Here is a 22,912-nt window from a genome sequence, read left to right as displayed (position 1 = left end):
ATGGAGAAGCAGCAGCGTTTGAACGAACTGGCTGATTTCCTCAAGACGCGGCGCGCGCGTCTGCGGCCGGAAGACGTCGATTTCCCGTGCGGCAGCCGGCGCAAGACGCCCGGGCTGCGCCGCGAAGAAGTCGCGGAGCGCGCGGGTATTAGCGTGACCTGGTACGCGTGGCTCGAGCAGGGCAGGGAAGTCAACGTATCGTTCAAGACAATTGAAAGCCTCGCGAATGCGCTGAAGCTTTCACCGCATGAACGCACGCATCTGTTCGAACTGGCCAATCACTACACGCCGCCCGGCCCTTATCCGATTGCGCAGAACGTTACCGATACCGTGCGTCGCATGCTCGATCAACTCGGCAACATGCCCGCGTACGTGGTCGACGGCAACTGGAACTATGTGACGTGGAACGACGCGGCCACACGCGTGTTCACCGACTTCCGGAAGATGCCGGCCGGGCGCTGCAATCTGCTGTGGTTCACCTTCCAGCACGATGGCGCGCGCACGCTGTTTCGAGGCTGGGATGCGTACGCGAAATGCGTGCTCGCGCAGTTCCGCGGCGATTACATCCTGCGGCCATCGGGCGAAGTCTTTTTGCGTGACCTCGTCGAAGAACTGAACGATACCGATGCGGATTTCTGCCGCTGGTGGGCCGAGCATGAGGTGCTCAAGCGCAGCGACTGGCGCAAGGTGATCGAGCATCCGGTCGCAGGGGTGCTTGAACTGGATGCGTTGTCGCTGGAGGTGCCCGACGCGCCGGGGATGCGCATCATGGTTTACACGCCCGCGCCGTCGACCGATACCGCGCAGCGCATCGATGCATTGATGAAGAGCACGAAGAGTGCGAGCGGTCCGTTTGAAGCGGCGACGGTGCTCGATACGTTTCGGAAGGCGCGGGCGTCGGGGACCGGCACTGTCGGGTGATACCGGGGCGTCGCGGTACCCCCGCTTTGACTGTCGATACGCCGAACTACGTCGGCGACTGCGACGGCTTCTTTGGCTTGCGCATCGCGTGAAAAGCCTGGACCGCGGCTCTGAGCGTCGGATAGTGAAGCTGATTATCCGCGGCGTGGCGCAGTCCGTGTTTCTCGCGCCACTCCAGCCGCTGCGTTCGCCGTCCGGCCAACACGAAGGTCACACCGCGACGGCCGAGTTCTTCGCGCAATTCTTCGACGACGCGTCGCCCCGTCACATCGACGGAGGTCACGGTAATCGCATCTAGCACGAACCATGTCGGCGTTGGAACGCTCGCATCAATCGCATTGAGCACGGACAGTCGGAAATGCCGTGCGTTGAAAAAGACGATCGGCGCATTGAAACGGAACAGGCAAAGGCCCGGCGTTTGACGCGCGTCTGCATGACGGGCAATGCTGTGAAAACCTTTCATGCCTTCCACTGTGCCGAGCACCTCGCACGATGGCCGCGCGACGAGGCGAATAAAGCGGAACAACGCAAGTACGACCGCTAGCAGGATGCCTCTTAGCGAGCCGAACAGCACGACGCCAAGAGTTGCCGATATGCAGATGAAGAACTCGCTGCGCGACTCGCGCCATAACGTCCTCAGTGTCGCGAGATCGACGAGCGACACGGCCGCCATTACCAGCACCGCACCGAGCGCCGGCGTCGGCACGTATTGCAGCGGCTTCGTGAGAAACACGAGCACCAGGCCAATCGATGCGGCCGCAACCAGCGAAGCCATTTGCGTGCGGCCGCCCGCCATATCGTTCATCGCGGTGCGTGAGTCCGCGCCGCTGATCGCAAACCCCTGCGTCAGCGACGACACGATATTGGCCGCGCCAATCGCGGCGAATTCGCGGTCATCGTCGATTTCGTAGTGGTTTCTCGCGGCGAAACTTCGTGCGGTCAGCATCGCGCTGCAAAACGAAATGAGCGCGATACCGGCGGCATCGACGACAAGTGTGTCGAGCTTCGTGAACGACAGGGTCGGCAGCGTGAGCCATGGCAAGCCGGGCGGTACCGCGCCTATCGTGCGCACCCCGTATGAATCAAGCGAAAAGAGGCCGACGACGCCCGCGGCAATCGCGAGCGTCGCCAGCGCGGTCGGCACCCGAGGCGCTAGCTTGGGCAGCGCAATGAGCAGCGCAAACGCGCCTGACCCGACCGCTAGCGTCGGCCAATGAGTTTGCCCGATCTTCTCGACGATTTCGATAAACGGGCGAATGATGCCGGTCGATGCAATCTTGAAGCCGAGCAGTTTGCCGACCTGCCCCAGCGCGATTGAAATCGCAATGCCGTTCATAAAGCCGGTGAGAATCGGCCGGGACAGAAAGTCCGCACACGCGCCGAGGCCGACCCAACCCGCCGCGATGCAAATCAATCCTGCGACGAATGTGAGCGTTGCCGACAGCGCCAGGTACGCATCGGAGCCTGGCGCCGCGAACGGCGTCAACGCCGCGGCGATCAACGCGCAGGTTGCCGCATCGGGGCCGACGATCAGCTGTCGCGACGTGCCGAACAGCGCATAGGCGACGAGCGGCCATAAGCACGAGTAGAGGCCAATAGCGGGATTGAAGCCAGCCAGCTCCGCGTACGCAACACCGACCGGCAACGCGACCGATGCGACGCACACGCCCGCCACGATGTCATGGCGCAGGTCATCGCGGCGGTAGTGGACGAAGGAGGCCAGGCCCGGCGCGAGTCGTGCGAGACGGGCAAGCACTGTACGACGGTCTGCAGCAGGCGAGGCCATATCGAAGACGCGACGAGAGTGGGGCGCGCTGTCGTTGCTGAACGGCGCGCGGGCGAGCCTGAAGTGTCAAGTGTAGTGGTAAACATGCGGCGTGGTGACGTCTGAATGGACGCGCGGGTCCTTCTATGCCGCATGGGTCGGCGCTGCGGATGCTAGCGTCGCCTGAACGATGCGACGAACACGGCGCTGCAGATCAGGCCGCCACCGACCGCGGTTCGGATCGCAGGTGTTTCGCCGATCAGCAGCCACGCCAACGCAATGCCGTATACGGGTTCAAGACCGAACACGACGCTGGTGGTTTGAGCGCTGAGATGCTTCAGGCTCGCGACCACGAGGCCTTGCCCCAGTGCGGTGAACACCACACCAAGGACGATCAGATAAACCCAGTCGGTCGGCGATATATGGGTTTGCGCCTGCAATGCAAACGGAAGAATGCATAGCGCGGCAACCGCCTGTTGATAAAACGAAATGCTAACCGACGGATATCGAGCCGTATAAAGACGGTTCAACAGTGCGAGCACGGCATACGCGAATGCCGACAGGATTCCCCACAGCACACCTTGAGTCAGCTCGTTCCGTAAATCGAGGCTCGGCGTAACGAGCACCAGGCCTACCGTGACGATCAGCGCGGTGATCACGTCGTCGCGATGGATCCGTTCGCTAAAGGCGAGCGGTTCGAGAAAGGTTGTGAATAACGGAAACGTCGAGAACGCGAGCAAGCCGATTGCGACCGTCGAGACCTGAATGGAGTGAAAAAAGCTGTACCAGTGCAGCGCCAGTATGACGCCGGACAGTGCAAGTGCAGCCGCGTCCTGTTTCGTCGCGAGACGCAGGCTTTTCCTGGAAGCTAACGCGAATAGCAGTAACGCGAGGCTTCCGAAGACCGTCCGGCCGGCCGTCAATTGCGCTGCATTGACCGTCAGCAATTTCGCAAACAGGCCGGCGCAGCCTGCGAGCAATACCGCCAAATGAATCTGGGTCAGGCCGAGTGCGCGATTGATTTCATATTTATGCATCGGCGTAGGATACCGTACTCGCGCACCTGCAGGCCGGGCGATCAGGATGGCGATTCAATCCCGCTGACGCGTTGCATGGCCCGACATATCTGATCTGCGTGGCGCAGGTCGGTGCCGCAACATCCGCCGACCATCGTGAGCCTCGGCAGCAACCTGCGTAGTACCGCATAGTGCTCGCCGAGGTCCGCGGGGTCGCCATCGTCGAGTTCGGATGCGTCGTTCAATTCGGCGTGACTGCGCCGCGACGCGTTTGCCCGCACGCCGCGAATGCGCTGCACCCAGTCGCCGCCTGCTTGCAGTGCCGATTGAAAATGCGACGGGTGCGCGCAATTGATCATGAAGAACGCTGCATAGCCGTCGGTCTGCGCATCGGTGCGTTCGATCGCTTCCTGTAACGTGTCACCCGAAGGCAGGCGTCCATCGGTTTCGACGGTGAACGAAACGAAGAGCGGCATCGCGCACGCTCGCGCTGCATATGCAATGCCGATCGCCTCGTCGACATAGGTCAGCGTGTTGGCCCCGACCATATCGGCCTCAGTGGCCGCAAAGGTTGCGATCTGCGCATGATGATAGTCACGCGCTTCGGTGGCGCTCATGCGGGCATCGGCCTGATAGCCGTCGCCGCGCGGCCCGATCGTGCCCGCGATGATGTCAGGCATGCCGGGCGTCTGCCACTTTGAGCGAACCTTCAGCATCAGATCGACCGCGCGCCGGTTCACGGCGGCAAGCGCATCGTCGGAATAGCCGAGTTTGCGTCCCCAGTCGCGATTCGCGCGCCACGTCGGCGTGGTCAGCATCATGCCGACGCCGCGTTCCCGGGCGAGCATCGCGAAGCGGTCGAAAAAGTCTTCGATCAATGAGGCGCTTCTCTCATCCTTGAGCAAGTCGAAGGACGCGAAATGCGGTAAATCGAGCCCTTCGCGAAACAATAACGATGTTCCCAGCCCGCCCGGGGTGAGAAACACCTGGTCGCGATCCAGCATCGGCAAACGGGAACGGTACTGGCTCATGGGTACTCCGCGAGTCATGAAGGCATTCGGCGACTAGCGTGGCCCGCACAACATCGTTAAGGGGGATTTTGTTCGGGGAGAAACTACTCCGGTCAAAGCCGCATGACAATCGAACCCCACGTTTCTCAATTGTTTTTGCGAATTCGGCGGCGTCATGAAAATGAAAAACGCTCCCGATACGTTTGTGGCGCCACGCGCAATTGACGCACAAAACTGCGCCGCATCGTCTCTTCACTGCCAAATCCGCATCGGGTTGCGATCCGCTTGACCGACCACGCCGTTTCGCCGAGTAACCGCTGCGCCGCCTCGACGCGAAGTTGCTCGACCGCGCGCGCGGGCGTTCGGCCGGTTTCCGCCTTGTAATGACGCATAAAGCTGCGCTCGCTCATATGCAGGCGTTTCGCAAGCATCGGTACTGACAGATCGGAAGCCAGATGCGCGGACATCCACGCGTGCAGTTCGCCAAACCGGTCATCCGCCTTTTGCAGCGACAGCATCGCACTGAACTGCGACTGACCACCCGGCCGCTTCACAAAGACAACGAGTTCGCGAGCGACTTCGAGCGCTAGCGAACGTCCGAGGTCTTCTTCGATGAGCGCGAGTGCGAGATCGATTCCCGCTGTGACGCCCGCGGATGTCCATACCGTGCCGTCGCGAACGAAGATCGGATCGGTTTCGACGCGAAGCCGCGGGTACCGGCTCGCGAGTTCGTCGCAACGGGCCCAGTGCGTGACCACCCGGCGTCCGTCCAGTAGCCCAGCCTCCGCGAGCAGGAATGCGCCGGAGCACACCGACGCGACCCGCGTGGCACGCGTCGCTTGCCGTTGCGTCCACCGCGTCAAGCGCTGATCTGCCGTCGCCGCAATCACACCGCGCCCGCCCGGAATGATCAACGTATGAACGGGTCTTTTTACCGCGCGAATCGGATCGGCCTGTAACGCGAGGCCGGACGCGGAGGTGACGAGGCCACCGTCGGCTGAGACGACGCGACACACATAAGGTGTGTCGAGCCCGCGTTGCTCCGCAATTTCATTGGCGGACGCAAACACTTGCAGTGGGCCACAGACGTCGAGCAGTTGCACGTCTGGAAACGCGAGCAGCAGAATGGATCGGGGAGCGTTCGACATGATCTGGCGGAAAGCGAGGGGCAAATGGCAATTTTGCCAAAGCCTACCTGCATAGAATCGAACTGTCCACTTCGTGACTTCTGCTGCGGGTGCGCATTTTCCCACTATTCGATGAGGTATTCCCATGACGCTGCAAATCGGCTTTCTGGTGTTTCCGCGGGTCCAGCAACTCGATCTGACGGGCCCGTACGATGTACTTGCGTCGCTGCCCGACGCGAGCGCGCAACTGATCGGGAAATCGCGCGAACCGGTGGTGTCGAGCAATGGGCTCGTGCTGACACCGAGCACCACCTACGACGACTGTCCGCCGCTCGATGTGATTTGCGTGCCGGGCGGAAGCGGCGTGACCGATCTGCTGCAGGATGCTCGAACCATCGAATTCGTGCGGAAACAGGCCGCTGGCGCGCGCTATGTGACGTCGGTGTGCACCGGCGCGTTATTACTCGGCGCGGCAGGGTTGCTCAAAGGGCGGCGCGCGACCACACACTGGGCGTTCCACTCGTTGCTCGAACCGCTGGGCGCGATTCCGACGCGCGGCCGCGTGGTGCGTGACGGCAACCTGATCACCGGAGGAGGGGTGACCGCGGGCATCGATTTCGGCTTGACGGTGGCCGCGGAACTGGCGGGGCCCGACGAAGCCCAAGCAATTCAGCTCGAACTCGAATATGCGCCCGCGCCGCCGTTCAGTGCTGGTGACCCGGATATCGCGCCGCCTGCGGCGGTCGCGCTGATCAGGCAGCGATCGGCACAGGAATTTGCCGCGCGACAGCGGGTTGTTTCGCAAATCAGCGCCGATCTGCGCTGACGCAATCGCAGCGCTAGCGCTACGCGACGAGAAACACCGACATCGCGCCGCGTAACTGTTGGGCTTGCTCGCGCAAGCTGCCCGATGCGGACGCGACGCTCTTGACGTGTTCGACATTGCCGCCCAGCGCCACGTCCATGTCGCCGATGCCCTGGCTGAACTGGTCGACATCGTGGCTCTGGGCGTCACTGGAAGCGCTGATATGCTGGATCAATTGCGCGACGTTTTCGACGTGTCCCACGACACGTCGCATCGCGTCGCCTGCCTCGGTCGCGAGTGTCGAGCCGCGCTCGACCCGTTGCAGCGATTCCGTGATCAGCGCCTTGATTTCGTGTGCCGCGCTCGCGCTCCTTTGCGCGAGTTTGCGCACTTCGTCGGCGACCACCGCGAATCCGCGCCCATGCTCGCCGGCGCGGGCGGCTTCGACGGACGCGTTAAGCGCGAGAATATTGGTTTGAAATGCGATGCCTTCGATGGTCGCGATCATGTCGCCCATACGGCTCACTGTCTCGTCGATCTCGCTCATTGTGCCTACGACCTCGCCGACCACAGTGCCGCTTTGCTGAGCAGCACTCGATGTCTGCTTCGCGAGACGATCCGCGGTTGCCGCATGCTCGGCGCTTGCCCTGACACGTTGCGCCATCTGCGCCATCGCGACGTTAGTCGCCTTGAGCCCATCGGCCTGCGTCGCGATTTCATGCAGCAGGGTCTGATTTTCAGCGGCAATGTTCTCCGACGATACGGCCATCCGGTCGATTGTCGTCGTGATTTCCTGTAAGACGCGGTGAATCGCATCGAGGGTCGCCTTGAGTGCGCGGCTGCTGTCACCCTTGAGCGCGATTGGCGGAAAGCGCAAATCGAATCGGCCTTGCTCGCGCGACAGGTTCTCTCCGAGGACGGCGAGTTCCTTTCCCGCTTGCGCATCGGTTTTCATGTGCAGCGCGATAAAGATCAGCAAGCCTGTCTGCGCGATGACATAGCTGGCGTGAATGAGCACCGTCGACAACGCAGGCTGCGTGAAGCAATACACGTCGAAGCCCGCAAGTTGCAGATAGTTGAACGTGAAATGGTGTACCGCGATCACGGCCGCCGCACAGATGATCGGCCGCCAGTCGCGATAGGCCAGCAGAAAGGACATCAGCACGAATACGCCGAAATGCAGTTCGGCGAGGCCACGTGCCTGATGTATCTGGAGTGCGGCCAGGGTCATCAGACTGGCCGCCAGAACGAGCCGGGTGGCGAGCGCGCCCGCGCACCAGAACACCAGCGCGGATGCGACAACCGCAGTGGGCAGCGCGACCGTCCATACAGCGAACCATGTGAAGTTGCTGCTCGCGAGCAGACAGGAAACGCCGACAAGACACCAGACGACCGCGAGCATCAACCGGTCTGCCTTCGTATAGATGCCACGCAGCAATGCGTCGTTCGATTTCATGATGGCCCCCGTGCGACTGCTGTCGCTTTTGCCATGTGAATCGCATTTTTCGGTGTACCGGTGACGGCTGGATGCGGCCGCCACGGCTCTCAGATAATTAGCTATTCTTATCGGAATGGCGTTGTCGTGTTCGGGTGTGTTTGCCATTGCCGCGGATGATCATACAAACAACATTTCGTCCCGGCAAGATGTCGACGGAAAGGAAAACGTTTCGCACACAACTTTTTTTGAAGTTACGTCGCCATCCAAAATGGATATATCGGCCCGTCTAGTTCTTTTCCATTAGAACAGCATTCGCGCAATCGACATTGCTTGCGCTGTCGCGTGCACCAAATCTCTTCCGGTACGCCGCCGGACTCGTGCGCGCGACCAACCTGAAATGGCGGCGCAGCGATTCTTCGGAGCCGAAACCCGCGAGTTCGACAATCCGCGCGATCGGCACATCAGGCTTCGATTCCAGCAGATCACGCGCGATCGCCACCCGCTCGCGCACCACCCATTCGTACGGACCCATTCCGGTCGCATCGCGAAACTGACGCTGCAGCGTGCGTGTGCTCATCGACGCCTTCGCCGCAAGCGATTCGACGCTATGCGGCAAAGCCGGATGCTTGCGCACCCAGTCCATCAGCTTTGCGAGCCGGCTGCTTTCGTCGCGGGGCATCGGACGAGGCACAAATTGCGCCTGCCCGCCGTCGCGATGCGGCGGTACGACGAGGCGTTGCGCGACCCGGTTCGCGACCGCGCTTCCGTAATCGCGACGCACGAGATGCAGCAGCATATCGAGTCCTGCTGCCGATCCGGCTGACGTCAGCACTTGCCCTTCGTCGACGTAAAGCGCATCGGGCTGCACACGCAGTGCCGGATAGCGTTGCTGGAGCCGGTTCGCATAGCGCCAGTGGGTGGTTACGGTTTTGTCGTCGACTACGCCCGCCGCGGCAAGCACGAATACGCCCTAACAGATCGAGCATAGCCGCGCGCCTCGCGCATACGCCGCACGTAGTTTCTTCAGCAGCGCGGCAGGGGGCAGCTCGTCGGGGTCGCGCCAGCCGGGAATGATGATCGTGTCGGCGCGATCGAGCATCGCGAGCTTGTGCGGCGCCGAAACGGTGATGCCACCGGCGGCGCGCAGCGGCCCGGGTTCGATTGCGCAAACGGCAAAGCGGTACCAGTCGACGCCGAGTTCCGGACGTTCGAGCGCGAACAATTCGGTGACGCAGCCGAATTCGAACGTGCAGAGGCGGTCGTACGCGATGGCAACGACCTGATGAGGACGAGGCGGGGACATGGCGCGATGTTACCGTAGATTGGCGATTGCGCCACTGCCAATGAACGGAGCGGGGCGGGACAATGACATCGACCCTCCCACAACAACGACAGGAGCTTTCGATGTCGTCCGTATTTGACACACCCGCCGCTGATAGTGCCGCGGCGCTGGATCACTTTGCAGCATCGCTCCGATACGAAACCGATTGCAGCGATGTTCACGCGGCATTTTCGGAAGCGGCTTCGGGCGGTGTCGATTTCGTGCTGCTGGATGTGCGCAGTCCTGCACTGTTTGCACAAGGGCACGTGCCGGGCGCGATCAATCTGCCGCATCGGAAGATCATCGCTTCGAAACTCGCGCACTATCCGCCGGACACGCGCTTTGTCACTTACTGCGCAGGACCGCATTGCAATGGCGCGACTCGCGGCGCAATCCGGCTGGCTGAGTTAGGGCGTCCGGTGAAAGTGATGATCGGTGGTGTGACGGGCTGGATTGATGAGGGTTTTGAACTTGCGGTAGGTGAAATGGACTTGTCGAAAGTGCACGCGGAGCGTGGCGCGCGAACAGGATGAGCCAATCGGGCAAAAAAGTTTCCGCGCCGCCGTGCCCCAATTAAACAATCCACACGCTTGATGGGGACGTCACATCGAACGCAAGAAGACGGGCACAATACGCGTTCTGACGCCGTAACGATGTTGCGTTCGACATTCGAACTGCCGAATGACCGATGTACGCAAGTGCGCACCGCAAATTGCCGCGTCATTGCGATCCACTTCGACGATGCTTTCATGAATCAGGCTATTCCCAAATCTTCCTCCGCCACGGCGCGCTTACATTTACCCAACTCGCCGCGCTTTCTGCTAGTTCTGATCTGTATGTTCGCGTCCGCCGGGCAGTTCGCGATCGACATCTACGTGCCCGCGCTGCCCGAGATGGCCCGTTACTTCGCGACATCGCCGCAGGCGATCCAGTCGAGCGTGTCAGGCTATATGGCCGCGTACGCGCTCGGCCAGCTGATCTTCGGGCCGATCGCCGACGCGCACGGGCGCAAGCCGGTGCTAGTGTTCGGGCTGATCGTGTTCACCATCGGCTGTCTGTTGTCGCTCGCCGCGCCGAACCTTGAAATATTCCTGCTTGCCCGCTGTCTGCAGGGCTTCGGCATCGCCGCGACCAATCTGCTGACGAAGGCGATCATCACCGATTCTTTCACCGGCCAGGCGCTGATGCATGCGTTCACCTACATGGCGATAGCGTGGGGGCTTGCGCCGATTATCGCGCCGGTGATCGGCGCTCATCTGCAAACGATGTTCGGCTGGAAGTCCTGCCTGGTGTTCCTGCTCATCTATTCGCTGGTGCTGTGGACGTTGCTGTGGCGCTATCGCGAGACCTTGCCGCAGCGCGTGCATCTCGCGCCGCGCACACTGATGACCAACACGCGCAAGGTGCTGTCGAGCCCGGTGTTCCAGAGCTGTTTTCTCGCGCAGGGCCTGTGCTACAGCATCCTGCTCGTCTTCAATATCGTCGGGCCGTTCATGGTGCAAAACACATTGCATTACCCGCCGACGTATTTCGGCTACCTTGCGCTCGGTATCGGCATGACGTACTTTCTCGGTGGCCTGTCGAATCGCATCCATGGCCCGCGTCTACCGAGTGTCGAGCAGCGGCTGAAAATGGGCGCGCGCGTGATGGCCGTCACGTCGATCGCGATGCTGGTGCTTGCGCTGACGGTCGGCTTGCGCGTGTGGACGCTCGCTGTTCCGGTGCTGGTGATGGGATTCTGCGCAGGCGCGATGTATCCGACGCTGATGGCCAAGGGTAATTCGCTGTTCCCGCACATCGCGGGCCTGACGAGCGCGATTCTCGGCTGTGCGCTGCTGCTTGTGTCGGCCGCGATGATGGGGCTTGCCGGTTTCGTGTCGGTGAAGGCGCTGACGCCGCTCGCGGTGTTCTTCGTGCTGCTCGCGTTGACGGTGGTTGCGATGGTGAGCAAGCTGTTGCGGCATCTTTCGCAACAGTCCGCTGCCGCCGCACGTGCAGCCGGCGAGGTCGCGTAATAAGCGCGGCGGGCGGAGGCCGAAGGCCTTAAAACAAGGGCTCCGCCGGCGAAGTGAAGGCGTTTAAACGCGCCGCCTTGCGATCAGCGTGTCGAACTTCAGTATGCCCGCGCCATGCGGCTGCGCCGACACAAAGTCATAGCCGTGTTGTTCCATCAACGACATCAATTCGTCAGGCGTGCGTTCGGCGAAATTGAGCATCGTTTCCCGCTTCAGATCTGAGTCGCGGTTGCGCATCGTCACGTGTGCCTTGTGGTGACGGTTCGGGCCGAACTCCCAGCTATACCGGCAGTGGTAGGTAATACCGTCGTGCGTATTGATGTAATCGTGATCCTTCGGGCCGCTGACGACGCTCGCCCAGTCGCGCACATTGAATAGCAAATGTCCGCCGGGACGCAGCACATGATTGACCCCGGTCAGGCATTCGCCGAAATACGCGTCGTAATCGTGCACGGAATCCGGAAAGCTATAGATCGCGTAATTGATCAGCACGCAATCGAATTTGGCCGACCACGGGCCGATATGCTTCAGGTCGGCAAACGCGCTTTGCCGGTATGCATCGGCAGGAATGCCGGCCTTCAGGCCATTGGCTCGAGCGCTTTTCAGCATGCTTTCGCTGTAGTCCGCGCCGAACACCTGATAGCGCTTGCCGGTTTGCTTCGCAGGCAGTCCGCGATGCAACGCCACCATGTGATAACCCATCCCACACCCCGCGTCCAGAATGGAAGCCTGATCGGGCAAGGTGCGGGCGATCCATTCGGACATCACCGGGTCGTGAATGTCATTGGCTAAAACTTCCTCCGGCGAAACCATCGACAGATACAGGTCGTTGATATCGCGGTAAGCGTCGTCTTTCATGTCTATTCAGAAAATACAAGAAGCCGCAGCGGACTGGCGAGTGACCAGTCGCTAACGGATTTGTCGGCGGGATGACGAAGAAAGTTATTACAGTACGAAGGACGTTAATTTGCCGAAAAGAGACACGCGGCGTGTATAAACCTTGTATTAACGGCGGCGTGCGAATCGAAGCCGCAAAGGCGGACGCTTGATGGAAGCCTACGGGTTGGCCGCCGCGCGCGGCGACTCAAGGTTCGGGTGCAGCGGCTCATGCAATGCGCCGGACCATCCGCCCCCAAGGTCTCCAATCAGCGCGGCGGCATTCAGCAATCTTTGCTGCTGCACGTTCAATGCATTCTGCTGGTCGGTCAATTGCGTTGCCTGGGCCGTTGCGACGGTCGTGTAATCGACGGTGCCGGCCTGATACTCGTTCAACGCGATCTGCGTGCCATGTATCGCGTCCTGTACCGCGGCATCGAGCACCTGCGCCTGCTCGGCGAGAATGCGCAAACCGGACAGATCGTTTTCAACGTTCTGGAAGGCGGCCAGCACCGTACCGCGATAGTTCGCGACGGTCGCGTCATAGCTTGCGCGTGCGGCGTCGACCTGGGCGCCGCGCTGGCCGCCATCGAATATCGTCTGGCTCGCGCTGGCGCCGAGCGACCACACATAGTTGCTGACATGAAGCAGGCCGTTGAGCGGCGACTGCGTAAACCCTGCGAGCCCGGACAGCGAGATGGCCGGATAGTACGCGGCTATCGCGATGCCGATCGTCGCGTTCGCGGCCTGCATTTGCCGTTCGGCGACGGCAATGTCCGGACGCCTCTGCAGCAGCGTGGACGGCACGCCAGCCGGAATGTCGGGCAGCGTCGGCATCGTGGTGCTATGGGCAATGCTCAGTTCTTCCGGGTTCTTGCCGACCAGCACCGCGATTGCGTGCTGAAACTGCGCGCGCGATACGCCAAGCGCAATCAGGCTAGCCTGCGCACTCTCGAGCTGTGTGCGCGCCTGGACCAGATTCGACGGCGGCACCGTGCCCGCACGGTCCTGCTCGGTCACGATGCGCAGGAATTCGCGAAACGCTTCGACGGTCTGCGTCAGCAGGTCGATATTCGCATCCGTGATACGCAAGTCGATCACCGCGTTCGCGAGCGCGATCTGCTCGGAGAGGGTCGCATTCACGAGCGTCGCTTCGCTCGCTTGTGCGGTTGCGGAGTTTTCCTCGATCGTGCGACGCACCTCGCCCCATACGTCGAGCGTCCAGCTCGCGCTGCCCTCCAGCGAGCCGCCGTTGTTGATGCGCGCGCCGCCGCCTTGTGGAAGGAACGACGAACTGCCGGACGCGCTGGTCGGGCTGCGCTCGCGCGTCGCCGACCCGGTTACGCCGACGATCGGGAACAGACCCGCGCGCGCGAGCCGCACTTCAGCGAGCGCCTGCTGGTAGTTCGCATAACTCTGGCGCACGGTCTGGTTCGATACCTCGACCTGTGGCTCGAGTTCGTTGAGCAACGGATCGTTGAAAGCGGTCCACCAGTCGCCTTTCGGCCCCTCGGCCGCGTGCGGCTGCGCCTGCTCCCAGCCGGGCAATTCCTGCCAGGTCGCCGGCACCGGCACAGCCGGACGGTGATAGTCGGGGCCGACCATGCAGCCGCTCGTCAACGCGGCAAGCGAGATTGCGAGGAGGGTGCGGGTCGTGTTCATGATGCGCTCGTATCCGTTGCATCGGGAGTGTCGGGCCGGCGGTTCCACGGCAGTCGCGCGGACCAGCGCGCCACCTTCGAACGCAGGCGGTCCAGATAAAGATAAATGACGGGTGTCGTGTAAAGCGTGAACACCTGGCTTAACAGCAGCCCGCCCATCACGGTGACGCCAAGCGGCTGGCGCAGCGACGCGCCCTGGCCGATACCGATCGCGAGCGGCAGTGCACCGAGCACCGCGGCCGCGGTCGTCATCATGATCGGGCGCAGCCGCACGACCGCGGCTTCGTGAATCGCGCTGCGCGCGTCCCGGCCTTCATTGCGCTGCAACTGGATCGCGACGTCGACCATCATGATGCCGTTCTTCTTCACGATACCGATCAGCAGGATGATGCCGATCATTGCGATCACCGAGAACGGCGTGCCGAAAATCAGCAGCGCGAGAGTCGCGCCGATGCCGGCGGACGGCAGCGTCGACAGAATGGTCAGCGGGTGAATCGTGTTTTCGTACAGCACGCCAAGCACGATATAGACGACCAGCAGCGCTGCGAGAATCAGCAACGGCACCGTGCCCATCGATTGCGCGTACGCTTGCGCCGCGCCCGCGAACGCGCCATGCACCGAAGCGGGCATGCCGATATCGCGCGACGCTTTCTGGATGGTCGTTTCCACTGCGCTTAGCGAGCCGCCGGCCGGCAGATTGAACGAGATCGTGCCGGCCACGAGGCCGCCCTGGTGGTTGACCTGGGTCGCGGTATGGCTGCTGCTCCAGGTCATCATCGCGGACAGCGGCACCATAGTTTCCGCGGCGGTGCTGTCGGCACTACCGCTCGAGCTGCCGCCTTTGCTGTTCGCAATGCTGTTGGTCACCGCATTGGCTTGCGCATTCGAATTGAGCGCGTTGGTGGTGGCGGCCGCGCTGGCGGGCGCGGCGATCGCGACCGGCTGCGTGACGCCGGAAACGGTTGCTCCCTGCATCTGCGTCTGCTGCGATCCGCTCGGGTTGCCGGCGGCGGTGCTCAGATAAAGGCCGTCGATCGACTGCGGATATTGCCAGTACTCGGGCGCGACTTCCATCACGACAAAGTACTGGTTCAGCGGATTGAAGATAGTCGATACCGTGCGCTGTCCGAACGCGTCGTAAAGTACATTGTCGATCTGGTTCGCCGCGAACCCGTACCGCATCGCGGTACTACGGCTGATATTCACATACGCTTGCAGCCCGTGTTGCTGCAGATCTGAATTCACGTCGAGAATCTGGCCACGGTATTTGCCGAGTTCCGCGACGAGCTTCGGCACCCACTTGAATAGCGCGTCGGGGTCGTCGCTCGTCAGCGTGTACTGGTATTCGGCGGCCGACTGCCGGCCGCCGATGCGCAAGTCCTGCTGCGCCTGCAGGAACAGTTGCGCACCGGATACCGCGCTGAGTTTAGGCCGCAGCCGGTTCACGACCTGAGTGGCCGACAGATGCCGCTGTGCAAGCGGTTTCAACTCGATAAACACGTTCGCGGTATTCAGCGCGCGTCCACCAGTGAAGCCGGCGACCGAAGCGACGGCCGGATCTTTCTGCACGATCGCCTGCAATTGCGCGAGCTTTTTCTGCATGCCGTTGAACGAGATGCTCTGGTCCGCGATGATCTGGCCGATCAGAATGCCGGTGTCCTGTTCGGGAAAGAACGTCGCGGACAGCAGACGGAACAGGAACACATTCGCGACGAGCAGTGCGAGCAGTGAAATGATGATCAGCCCCGCATGATCGAGTACGAGATCCAGCGAGCGGCTATACGCGTCGCGAAACCGCGCAAATTGCGCGTCGATCCACACCGCGATGCGCGCCTTCGAATGGCCGGCGCGCTCGCGGCGCAGCACGTACGCGCACATGGTCGGCGTAATCGTCAGCGAGATCACCAGCGACAGCAGGATCGCAATCGACAGCGTCACCGCGAATTCATGGAACAGCAGGCCGACGATGCCCGGCATCAGCAGGATCGGCAGGAACACCGCGATCAGCGACAGGCTCATCGAAATGACCGTGAAGCCGACCTCGCCGGCGCCGCGTATCGCCGCTTCCTTCGGGTCGAGCCCGGCTTCGAGATGTCGCACGATATTTTCGAGCACCACGACCGCGTCGTCGACGACAAAGCCGGTGCCGATCGTCAGCGCCATCAGAGACAGGTTATCGATGCTGTAACCCATCAGGTACATCGGTCCGAACGTGCCGACAATCGACAGCGGCAGCGCGACCGCCGGGATCAGCGTGGCGCGCGGCGACAGCAGGAACACGAACACCACGCCAACCACCAGCAGCACCGCGATAAACAGCGTGCGCCCGGTATCCGCGGTCGATGCGCGCACGGACTCCGAGCGGTCGATCGCGACGTTCACATGGATCGAATTCGGCAGCGCCGCTTCGATCGCGGGCAAACGCGCCTGGATTTGCGCGACCGTCTTCACGACGTTACTGCCCGGCAGCGGATAGACGATCACCAGCACCGCGGATTTGCCGTTGTACAGGCCCGCGTTGCGGATGTTTTCGTTTGAATCGATCACGCTCGCGACGTCGCGCAGAAACACCGGCGCGCCCGACCGGTACGCGATCACGATGTCGCGGTACGGCGCCGCTTTGCTGATCTGGTCGTTCGACAGCACCTCGTAGCGCTGGCCGTTCTGGTCAATATGTCCTTTTGCGCTGTCCGCGTTGGCCGCGCCGATCGCCGCGCGTACGTCTTCGAGGCCGATGCCGTAGCTGTTCAGTTTGCCCGGCTGCAATTCGACGCGCACTGACGGCAATGCGCCGCCGCCCAGTGTGATCTGGCCGACGCCGTCCACCTGGGACAACTGCTGCTGGATGACCGAATCCGCGGAGTCGTAGAGCTGTGCCTTCGTCAGCGTGTCCGACGTCAGCGCGAGCACCATGATCGGCGCGCTGGCCGGGTTGTACTGCCGGTAAGTCGGATTGGCGCGAAGCGTGGTCGGCAGATCCGCGCGGGCCGCCTGGATCGCGGCCTCGACGTCGCGCGCGGCGCCGTTGATATCGCGGTTCAAACCGAACACGACAACGATCATCGATGAACCGACATAGCTGGTGGACGTCAGTTCGGCAACGTCGGCAATCGTGCCCAGGCGCCGTTCGAGCGGTTCGGCGACGGTGGCCGCCATCGTCTCGGGGCTCGCGCCGGCCATGTTCGCCTGCACGACGATCACTGGATACGCGATATTCGGCAGCGGCGCGACCGGCAGCTGGAAATACGCGAGCAACCCCGACAGCAGAATCGCAACCGCGAGAAGACTGGTCGCGACAGGTCGCCGGATAAACAGCGCCGGGATGTTCACGGCGTGCTCCGCGGCGCACCGTCTGCATCACTATCGCGCTCACGGCGCTTGCGTGAGAAGCGCTGCGCGAGCCGGTCGAAGAACAGATAGATGACGGGCGTCGTAAACAGCGTCAGTATCTGGCTCAACGTCAGGCCGCCGATAATCGCGAGGCCGAGCGGCCGGCGCAGTTCGGAGCCCGTGCCACTGCCGAGCAGCATCGGCAGCGCGCCGAGCATCGCCGCGAGCGTGGTCATCAGGATTGGCCGGAAACGTAGCAGCGAGGCCTCGAAGATCGCGTCGCGCGGCGATTTGCCGTGCACGCGCTCAGCCTCGAGCGCGAAGTCGACCATCATGATCGCGTTTTTCTTCACAATGCCGATCAGCAGCACGATGCCGATAATACCGATCACGTCGAGATCGCTGCCTGCAATCATCAGCGCGAGCAGCGCGCCGATGCCGGCCGACGGCAGCGTCGACAGGATCGTCACCGGGTGGATGTAGCTTTCATACAGCACGCCCAGCACGATATAGACGGCCGCGAGCGCGGCGATCAGCAGATACACCTCGCTCGACAGCGAGTCTTCGAACGCCTGCGCGGCGCCCTGAAAGGTCGAGGTAATCGACGGCGGCAGGTTCACCGCGCTTTCCGCGTCGCGGATCGAACGCACGGCGGCGCTCAGCGACGCATCTTTCGCAAGATTGAACGAGATCGTCACCGACGGGAACTGCGCGAGATGGCTGACCACGAGCGGCGTATGCACGACGCGGATGGTCGCGATGCCCGATAGCTGCACCTGGCCGCTGCTACTGGTCTGGCTCGGCAGATACAGGTTACCGAGCGAGCGGATGTCCGGCAGCGCATCCGGCTTCGCGACGAGAATCACGCGATACTGGTTGGACTGCTGGAAGATCGTCGAGACGATGCGCTGGCCGAGTGCGTCGTACAGTGCGTTGTCGATTGTCGCCGCGGTAATGCCGTAGCGCGCGGCAAGTTGCCGGTTCACATCGACATAGACGCCGAGGCCATCCACGTTGAGGTCGCTTGCAACGTCGGTGATCGACGCAATCTGCTTCATGCGCGCGATCAACGCGGGCACGTATTGCTGGAACGCTTCCTGGCTCGGGCCGCGCAACACGAAGTTGTACTGGTTCTTCGTGACTGTCGTGTCGAGCGTCAGGTCCTGTTCGGGCTGCAGGTACAGCCGGATGCCCGGCACGTTTTCAGTTTCCTGCTGGATGCGGCGGCCGATTTCCTCGGCGCTGAGCGAGCGGTCGTCGCGCGGGCGCAGGTTAATCAGGAAGCGGCCGTTATTGAGCGTCGTGTTGGTGCCATCGATGCCGACATAGGACGTCAGTGACGTCACATCGGGGTCTTGCAGGATCGCATGCGCGAGCGCGGCCTGACGTTTGACCATCGTCTGATACGACACTGAGTTGTCGGCCACGCTGATGCCTTGCAGAACGCCGACGTCCTGCACCGGGAACAGGCCCTTCGGTATCACGATGTAGAGAATCAGCGTGAGCGCGACGGTGCCGAGCGCGACGAACAGCGTCAGCGTCTGGTGGTCGAGCACCCAGCGCAGGCCGCGCTCGTACGCGGCAAGCGTCTTGTTGAAAAGCCCTTCGCTGATCCGTTCGAAGCGGCTCGGATGCCGTTCGGCTTGCGCACGCAGAATGCGCGCGCACATCATCGGCACGACTGTCAACGATACGACAGCCGACAGCACGATGGTCACCGCGAGCGTGATCGCGAACTCGCTGAAGAGCCGGCCGATCACACCGCCCATGAACAGCAGCGGAATCAGCACCGCGATCAGCGAGACGGTCAGCGAAAGGATGGTGAAGCCGATCTGGCCCGCGCCTTTGAGCGCGGCCTCGAGCGGCCCCATGCCTTCTTCGAGGTACCGCACGATATTCTCGATCATCACAATCGAGTCGTCGACGACGAAGCCGGTCGCGATGATCAGCGCCATCAGCGACAGGTTGTCGATCGAATAGTTGAGCTGGTACATCACCGCGAGTGTGCCGATCAGCGACACAGGCACGGAAATGCTCGGGATGATCGTCGCGGGCACATTGCGCAGGAACACGAAGATCACCGCGACGACCAGCACGATCGCGAGGATCAGTTCGAACGCCGCGTCGCGTACCGACGAGCGGATCACGCCGGTGCTGTCCGCGACGACCGTGACTTTCATGCCTGCCGGCAGCGTCGATTCGAGCTTCGGCAGCTGCTGCATGATCTGGTTCACGGTGCGGATCACGTTCGCGCCGGGCTGGCGCTGCACGTTGAGGATGATCGCCGGTTCCTTGTTGAACCACGCGCCGCGTTCGACATCCTGTGGCGCCTGACTGGCGTGCGCGACATCGCGCAGATACACCGGTGCGCCGTTCTGATAGGCGATCACCGAGTTCATGTAGTCGCTCGGGTCGGTGATCTGATCGTTGCCGTTGATCGTGTAGTCGAGATCGGGGCCGTCGAAATTACCCTTCGGCTGGCTGACGTTGATGTTCGCAAGCAGCGTGCGCAGGTCGTCGATATTCAGGCCGTAGCCCGCGAGTTTTTGCGGATCGGCTTCGACGCGTACGGCCGGCACGTTGCCGCCCGCCGCGGCGACGAGGCCGACGCCCGGCACTTCGGAGATCTTCGTCGCAAGGCGATTGTTGGCCGCGTCCTGCAACTGCGTCAGCGACATCGACTTCGATGTGACCGCGAGCGTGAGGATCGGCTGGTCGGCCGGATTGACCTTCGCGTAGGTCGGCGGCGCGGGCAGGCCGGCGGGCAGAAAACTGTTTGCCGCGTTGATCGCCTGCTGCACGTTTTGCTGCGCGACGTCGAGGTTCAACGCGAGGTCGAACTGCAGCGTGATGATCGATGCGCCTTCCGAGCTGTACGAGATCATCTGCTGCAGACCGGGTATCTCGCCCAGTTGCACTTCGAGCGGCGCGGTGACGGTGGTTGCCATCACGTGCGGGCTTGCGCCGGGGTAGAAGGTCTGCACCTGAATGGTCGGGTAGTCGACCGACGGCAGCGACGAGACCGGCAGGAACTTCATGGCGACGAGGCCGACCAGCACCAGCGCGATCATCAGTAGCGACGTGGCGACCGGTCTCAGGATAAACAGACGGGAGAAATTCATCGGTGCGGGGCGGGCGACTCAGGAGGCAGCTGAAGAGGCAACTGAAGAGGCGGCTGCGTGTGCGGAGTGCGCTCTGTGCGCGGTTCGCGCGGCCGAAGCACCTGCTGGTACCGATGCGGCGCTTGCTCCGTGTGCACCTTGCGCACCGCTTGCGCCGCTCGCCGGTGCAGCCGACGCCGCAGCCGGTCGGATATGCGCGCCGTCCGACAGGCGGTCGAGCCCGTCGGTGACGACGCGCTGGCCGGCCGCGAGGCCCGAGATGATCGCCGTGTACTGGCCGCTGGTCGGCCCGATCGTGACCTTGTGGACCGAAGCCGTATTGTTGTCGTTCACCAGATAAACGTAATCGCCGGGCGCACCGGATTGCACCGCCGAGGTCGGCACGAGCACCGCATTCTGCAAGGTGTCGACGAGCAGCGTGACGTTTACGAATTCATTCGGGAACAGCGCTTCGTCGTCGTTGGGCAGGCTCGCGCGCAGCGTGACGGTGCCGGTTGCGGTCGCCATCTGGTTGTTGACGGTGTAGAGCTCGCCGGTCGCGAGCTTGCGGGTGTTGTCGCTGCTATAGACGGTGACCGGCAGCTTCGCGCCTGTATTGAAGCGCCGCAGCACCTGATCCAGCGAGTTTTGCGGCACCGTGAATTCGACGGTGGTCGGTTTCATCTGCGTAATGACGGCGATGCCCGGCTGGCTCGACGCGGTCACGTAGTTGCCCGGATCGATCAGGCGCAGGCCAATGCGGCCGGAGATCGGCGCGGTGATGTGGCAATAGATCAGATCGAGGTCGAATTGCGCGATGTTCGCCTGGTCCGCCTTCACCGCTGCTTCGTTTTGCTGCACGAGGAACTGCTGGTCGACGAAGGTCTGTTCGGCGATCGATTTGTGCTCGTTGAGCTGCGTGAAGCGTGCGAGATCGGCTTTGGACTGCGCGAGCGACGCCTTGTCTTTGGCGAGTTGCGCCTCGGCCTGCTGCTTGCTGATTTCGAACTGACGCGGGTCGATTTGCGCGAGGAACTGGCCTTTCTCGACGTCCTGACCTTCGTGGTAACCGACGGCGGTCAGGTAGCCGCTCAATTGCGGCAGTACGGTGACGGTTGCGATCGGCGTGATCGTGCCGAGCGAACTCAGCGTGACGGGCATCGGGCCGAGCGTCGCGGTGGCGACGGTGACGACCTGCGCGGCGGCGACGCGCTGCGGCTTTTTGCTGTGCAGCAGATGCACGACGACGATCGCGACTAGCACAACGGCGATGATGACGATCGCGAGCAGACCGCGACGGCTCGGTTTCTTTTCTGGCGTCGACACGGCGTTCACGGGTGCCTCGTAGCTGGTAAGGGTGAACGGTGACGACACCGTGGCGCGCGTGCGCGGGTACGCCGGCCGATGCCGGGCGCATAACTGGACTGCAGTCGCATTCTCATGATTGGTTCTCCGTCAGAAGGAGCACCCCGTCCAACCAGGATCGTGATTAAAACAGGCTTTCGAATGATGTGTCAGCCCGTGCTCAAAGTGCATAGGATGACGTTATGTACCGCACGCACACCTTACGAATTGCTATCGGTTGGCTCGGCAGCGGCAGTGACCTCTCACTTTAACTGGTCGGGTGACGGCGATGCAGAAAGGATGTAATGCGACGTAATGCGGAGGGTGTTTTTTTGGATTGCGGGGGGGGGGGGGGGGTGGTAGGGATTCCGGGTTGGGGGCGACGCTGTGTTAGCGGTTTGTCCGGGTTCTCCGGCGTCATACTGCGCGCGCGAGGTGCCATAGGCTTAGACCGGTGAGGGTCCATGAAGTCATGGCAACAAATAGCGTAGCCATGACTTCGGCGTCGTCAGTACTGTCAACGTCGCCAGGTCCTGTGACGCGTAACGCAAATATCGTCGTGTGGAAAAGCCAATCAGGCATCCCGGCAGGCCACAGCAAAATTTGTTCGAGATTGATCTTCCGATATAGAAGGTCAATGTAACGAAAGCTCCAACACGAAGTGCTTGGTTCATTACTCTAGCGCTTGAAAGCGAGATTGACAAACGGGAGTGGAGGGCGACTGCAAAATCTTCCCCCTCCATGAGCGCATCGTGGGCGTTAGGTCTTGCGACCGTTCTTCAGACGTCGAAACGCCGCCATAAGCAGCCAAAGCAGAAGGCCGGTTAACGTCCATGAGATGCAGGCGACGATCAGTGTTGCCACCACTTCGGCGTCGTCGTTGTTGCCGACGTCGCTAAGCCCCGCAGTGCGTAAGCACAACTTCGTCAGGTAGCGAAGCCACCCGGGCATCGGGGTAGGCCATTCAAGGTAGATGTTTGCAATGTGCCTTCCAATGAAAAGCGTTGCTGTGAAAAGGATAACGACGCGGATTGCTCTTTTCATTGGACCACCACTGTGCCATACGCTTTGTCGGTCGTACCGGGCACGGAGGTGTCAGAAATCTTGTGTGCTGAGGCCGGTTAAAAGATCTCAGGTCATGGCGCTGGTGAATCGCTCGCCGAACAGAATAGCGAACTGATT

Annotated in this window: 15 protein-coding genes and 1 pseudogene; 4 read left to right on the top strand and 12 right to left on the bottom strand. The window is 61.9% G+C overall.

Annotated features, from left to right (window positions below; all coding sequences use genetic code 11):
* Positions 1-921, top strand: a complete 921-nt coding sequence (locus BX592_RS21260) for a helix-turn-helix transcriptional regulator (RefSeq protein ID WP_134194195.1) — start codon at positions 1-3, stop codon at positions 919-921.
* 46 nt (positions 922-967) lie between these two features.
* Here the strand turns inward: BX592_RS21260 and BX592_RS21255 are convergent, their stop codons facing one another.
* The 4 genes from BX592_RS21255 to BX592_RS21240 all read right to left on the bottom strand — a co-directional run bounded on the left by BX592_RS21255 (position 968) and on the right by BX592_RS21240 (position 5,860).
* Positions 968-2,707 (bottom strand): SulP family inorganic anion transporter, encoded by a 1,740-nt coding sequence (locus tag BX592_RS21255; protein ID WP_134194193.1) that lies wholly within the window; start codon positions 2,705-2,707, stop codon positions 968-970.
* 152 nt (positions 2,708-2,859) lie between these two features.
* A complete protein-coding gene (locus tag BX592_RS21250; RefSeq protein WP_134194191.1) occupies positions 2,860-3,723 on the bottom strand; it encodes a DMT family transporter in 864 nt (287 codons plus the stop codon).
* 41 nt (positions 3,724-3,764) lie between these two features.
* Positions 3,765-4,733, bottom strand: coding sequence for a homocysteine S-methyltransferase family protein (locus BX592_RS21245; protein WP_134194189.1), 969 nt, complete (start codon positions 4,731-4,733; stop codon positions 3,765-3,767).
* Positions 4,734-4,885: 152 nt separating this feature from the next.
* Positions 4,886-5,860, bottom strand: coding sequence for a GlxA family transcriptional regulator (locus BX592_RS21240; protein ID WP_134194187.1), 975 nt, complete (start codon positions 5,858-5,860; stop codon positions 4,886-4,888).
* Between the two features lie 124 nt (positions 5,861-5,984).
* On the opposite strand from BX592_RS21240, the gene BX592_RS21235 reads away from it, so the two are divergent.
* Positions 5,985-6,665 carry a DJ-1/PfpI family protein gene (locus tag BX592_RS21235; protein WP_134194185.1) on the top strand — a complete coding sequence of 227 codons (681 nt, stop codon included), beginning with the start codon at positions 5,985-5,987 and terminating at the stop codon, positions 6,663-6,665.
* A gap of 19 nt (positions 6,666-6,684) precedes the next feature.
* On the opposite strand, the gene BX592_RS21230 is transcribed toward BX592_RS21235, so the two are convergent.
* Both BX592_RS21230 and ftrA read right to left on the bottom strand, forming a co-directional pair.
* Positions 6,685-8,100, bottom strand: coding sequence for a methyl-accepting chemotaxis protein (locus BX592_RS21230; protein ID WP_134194183.1), 1,416 nt, complete (start codon positions 8,098-8,100; stop codon positions 6,685-6,687).
* A 268-nt stretch (positions 8,101-8,368) separates the two neighbouring features.
* Positions 8,369-9,385 (bottom strand): annotated as a pseudogene (gene ftrA / locus BX592_RS21225) (transcriptional regulator FtrA).
* A 101-nt stretch (positions 9,386-9,486) separates the two neighbouring features.
* Between ftrA and BX592_RS21220 the strand changes: the two are divergent.
* Positions 9,487-9,936 (top strand): rhodanese-like domain-containing protein, encoded by a 450-nt coding sequence (locus BX592_RS21220; RefSeq protein WP_134194181.1) that lies wholly within the window; start codon positions 9,487-9,489, stop codon positions 9,934-9,936.
* 216 nt (positions 9,937-10,152) lie between these two features.
* Positions 10,153-11,418: a multidrug effflux MFS transporter gene (locus BX592_RS21215; RefSeq protein WP_134194179.1), complete on the top strand. Its 1,266-nt coding sequence runs from the start codon at positions 10,153-10,155 to the stop codon at positions 11,416-11,418.
* A gap of 63 nt (positions 11,419-11,481) precedes the next feature.
* Here the strand turns inward: BX592_RS21215 and BX592_RS21210 are convergent, their stop codons facing one another.
* The 6 genes from BX592_RS21210 to BX592_RS21185 all read right to left on the bottom strand — a co-directional run bounded on the left by BX592_RS21210 (position 11,482) and on the right by BX592_RS21185 (position 22,774).
* A complete protein-coding gene (locus BX592_RS21210; protein ID WP_134194177.1) occupies positions 11,482-12,276 on the bottom strand; it encodes a class I SAM-dependent methyltransferase in 795 nt (264 codons plus the stop codon).
* A 198-nt stretch (positions 12,277-12,474) separates the two neighbouring features.
* A complete protein-coding gene (locus BX592_RS21205) occupies positions 12,475-13,956 on the bottom strand; it encodes an efflux transporter outer membrane subunit (RefSeq protein ID WP_134194175.1) in 1,482 nt (493 codons plus the stop codon).
* Positions 13,953-17,285 carry an efflux RND transporter permease subunit gene (locus BX592_RS21200; protein ID WP_134194173.1) on the bottom strand — a complete coding sequence of 1,111 codons (3,333 nt, stop codon included), beginning with the start codon at positions 17,283-17,285 and terminating at the stop codon, positions 13,953-13,955. Before BX592_RS21200 ends, BX592_RS21205 begins: the two co-directional genes overlap by 4 nt.
* Complete coding sequence (locus BX592_RS21195) at positions 17,282-20,407, bottom strand: efflux RND transporter permease subunit (protein ID WP_134194171.1); 3,126 nt, start codon at positions 20,405-20,407, stop codon at positions 17,282-17,284. The genes BX592_RS21200 and BX592_RS21195 overlap by 4 nt, the downstream gene beginning before the upstream one ends.
* Before the next feature lie 18 nt (positions 20,408-20,425).
* Complete coding sequence (locus tag BX592_RS21190; protein ID WP_134194168.1) at positions 20,426-21,721, bottom strand: efflux RND transporter periplasmic adaptor subunit; 1,296 nt, start codon at positions 21,719-21,721, stop codon at positions 20,426-20,428.
* A gap of 768 nt (positions 21,722-22,489) precedes the next feature.
* Positions 22,490-22,774, bottom strand: coding sequence for a hypothetical protein (locus BX592_RS21185; RefSeq protein WP_134194166.1), 285 nt, complete (start codon positions 22,772-22,774; stop codon positions 22,490-22,492).
* Between the last annotated feature and the right edge of the window lie 138 nt (positions 22,775-22,912).

Source organism: Paraburkholderia rhizosphaerae (genome assembly GCF_004366595.1).
GTDB classification, from domain to species: domain Bacteria; phylum Pseudomonadota; class Gammaproteobacteria; order Burkholderiales; family Burkholderiaceae; genus Paraburkholderia; species Paraburkholderia rhizosphaerae.
Note: the sequence above shows the minus strand (reverse complement) of the source record. Positions and strands in the feature narration are given on the sequence as shown.